This window comes from Acidisoma sp. S159 (assembly GCF_009766125.1).
Taxonomy (GTDB): domain Bacteria; phylum Pseudomonadota; class Alphaproteobacteria; order Acetobacterales; family Acetobacteraceae; genus Acidisoma.
This window is the reverse complement of sequence record NZ_LMUG01000040.1, coordinates 895-3,151: the sequence shown is the minus strand read 5'-3', so window position 1 is coordinate 3,151 and position 2,257 is coordinate 895. Positions and strand designations below refer to the sequence as shown.

At 57.9% G+C, this 2,257-nt stretch carries 3 protein-coding genes and 1 pseudogene; 2 read left to right on the top strand and 2 right to left on the bottom strand.

Annotation, left to right across the window (positions count from 1 at the left end; all coding sequences use genetic code 11):
• Nucleotides 1-199: 199 nt before the first annotated feature.
• Nucleotides 200-1,453 (bottom strand): IS701 family transposase, encoded by a 1,254-nt coding sequence (locus GSQ92_RS11435; protein ID WP_159013467.1) that lies wholly within the window; start codon nt 1,451-1,453, stop codon nt 200-202.
• A gap of 207 nt (nt 1,454-1,660) precedes the next feature.
• Between GSQ92_RS11435 and GSQ92_RS31690 the strand changes: the two are divergent.
• A pseudogene (locus tag GSQ92_RS31690) lies at nt 1,661-1,891 on the top strand (hypothetical protein); the annotation flags it as partial.
• A gap of 30 nt (nt 1,892-1,921) precedes the next feature.
• Here the strand turns inward: GSQ92_RS31690 and GSQ92_RS11425 are convergent.
• On the bottom strand, nt 1,922-2,077 hold the full coding sequence (locus GSQ92_RS11425) for a hypothetical protein (protein ID WP_216856809.1): 156 nt from the start codon (nt 2,075-2,077) through the stop codon (nt 1,922-1,924).
• Here GSQ92_RS11425 and GSQ92_RS30165 point away from each other — a divergent pair.
• Nucleotides 2,072-2,257 (top strand): hypothetical protein (locus GSQ92_RS30165; protein WP_216856808.1); only part of this gene is annotated, 186 nt, incomplete at its 3' end. The two genes, GSQ92_RS11425 and GSQ92_RS30165, sit on opposite strands and share 6 nt — an antisense overlap.

Here is a 2,257-nt window from a genome sequence, read left to right as displayed (position 1 = left end):
CATGACGGTATCCTCCCGCCATCTCCAGAATCACAATGCGCCGAGCCGAAGCAAGCAATTAATGGGTCCTGACCCTAGCATTACAGTCGTGATTTTGCTTTGAGATGAGATATCTGAGCGGCGGCCTGATGAGCGCGTCGCCAGAGAGACCATGCGATGACAAAGGCGGAGTTTATAAGTTTTTGCTCGAGACGATGCGCTATGCGTCGGATTTCTTGGATCGACCAGCGGACGAGACGGGACGTCGTCTGGCTGCTGACCGATTTGTTTTTTTGGGAGGTGGCTTGTTCACCTGATGACGGATGGCGGCCATCATGGCAAAAGCCAGCATGACGAAAGAGACGTGGCGGTTCCAGCCATGCCATGATCGGGTTTCGTTATGATCAAGACCAAATTCGTTCTTGGCAGTCTCGAAGCTGTCTTCAATGGCCCAACGACGGCCTTCAACCTTGACCAGTGTCTCAATCGAAGTTGCTGCGGGGCACCATGTGGTGAAGTAGGCCAGATCACCATCGGTGATGTGGCGCCGGATCAGGAGACCGCGCGTCCACAGGCCATGGTTGGCCTCGTTGAACTCCTCAGCATCGAGATCGGCCAGTTCGAGGTAGCACCAGTCATGCAGACGCGGCCCTTTCGTGCCTTCTCCTGCCGACAGCCGCTTCCAGTCGGATGGCTGAAGGCCTTTGGCGATCTCTGCGGCCGTCCCAGCTAATCGCCGCGGCTTACCCCACGACCGAAAGACATGAGCGGAATCGACGCCGAGCACATAACCTTTACTGGCCTGGCGTAGGTCCCGCTCGATGTCACCGACACCATAGACCGTATCACCGGCAACCCAGTTGAACGGCACCGCAGCAGCCATGGCATGGCTTATCATCCGGGATGCCAATTGCGGCTTGGTCGCAAAGCCAACACCACTCGGCACATACGCGGCCTTCAGCCGGGTTGGATCCTCGGTCCAGGCCTTGGGCAGATAAAGCGCCCGATCGATAAAGGCGTGACCATGGCGCGAGACATAGGACAGGAATACACCGATCTGGCAGTTCGTGATCTTCCCGGCAGACCCCGTGTATTGCCGCGCCACACCGCAGGATGCTTTGCCCTGCTTCAGAAAGCCGGTCTCATCAACGACAAGGACCGCGTCTTCATCGGCCAGATGCTCAACAACATAATCGCGCACAACGTCGCGCAGTGCATCGGCATCCCATCGGTCCCGCGCCAGGAGTTCCTGTTGGCGCCACGGACCCGGATCGCCGGCTGCCTCCGCGCGCATCCATCCGGTCTTGCGTCGCTCTTCGCCGAGCAATCCATCCAAGAACGCCCCCGCGTTCATGGCCGAGCGCTCCTGCGAAAACAGCCCCCGCATCCGTTCCTTCACATCCCGCAGCGACGACGCCCACAGCTCAAGCGTCGTTTCGATCGAAGCAGAACCTGTCCACGATTTCCGAATCATGGTCGCCCATAGATTCAGACCTCACACCAGTTTGCAACACCTAAAATCACGACTGTAGTGCTAGACTTCCCGGTGTTCATCCCCAACATCGACTTCTTCAAATCTTCAAACGCTTCAATGATCGATACGGAAAGTTTGCGGGCAGTGCATCGTCCAAGTCGTTGCCGCTCTGGATAAGGTAGTACATGCGCGGCGGAGCTCACTGTTCGCTATGGCGGAGAAGAATTCGCCTGCGTGCTGCCCGGATGTGACTATAAGAAGTCGATGCAAATCGCCCATAACATCCGAGCCCGCGTCGAGGCACGGGGGATCCCGCATGTGGGTTTCGGGCACCGCACGCTTCGTGACAGTCAGCGTAGGCGTTGCAACCTGCATCTGTCGCTCAGCTGTCGATGCTATTTCCTGGTTAAACGTCGCAGGCCTCCAGCTTTACCGTAGCCATTCGGCGTGGGCCGCAGGCGAAGATGGTTACTCGAATAGGCCGGGGTTTTCACGGCGCATTTCGAAGAGGTTTTTGAGCTCTTCAACGCCATCCTCGGTGAAGGCCATGATGGCGTCCTCGCCGATACCGCAGACCCAGATGACACCGTCTTCAGTGTCCAGGCCGATGGAAATCTCATGCAAGAGATCTTCGTCGACGCCAAGTTCCTGGGCGACGGCAGCGATGACGGTGACGGCGTGAACCTTGTTGCGCTGCATGTTCAGGCGGCGGCCGCGATGGATGCCTCTTTGCGCGAGGTTTTGCAGTTCCAAGGAAGCAGATCATTGATACGCGAAGCTGGGTGGGCGGCAATGCGGCCGAGT

Bases quoted from the DNA above. Each gene is read 5' to 3' on its own strand.
- GSQ92_RS11435 (WP_159013467.1), bottom strand. From the start codon at position 1,453: ATGATTCGGAAATCGTGGACAGGTTCTGCTTCGATCGAAACGACGCTT.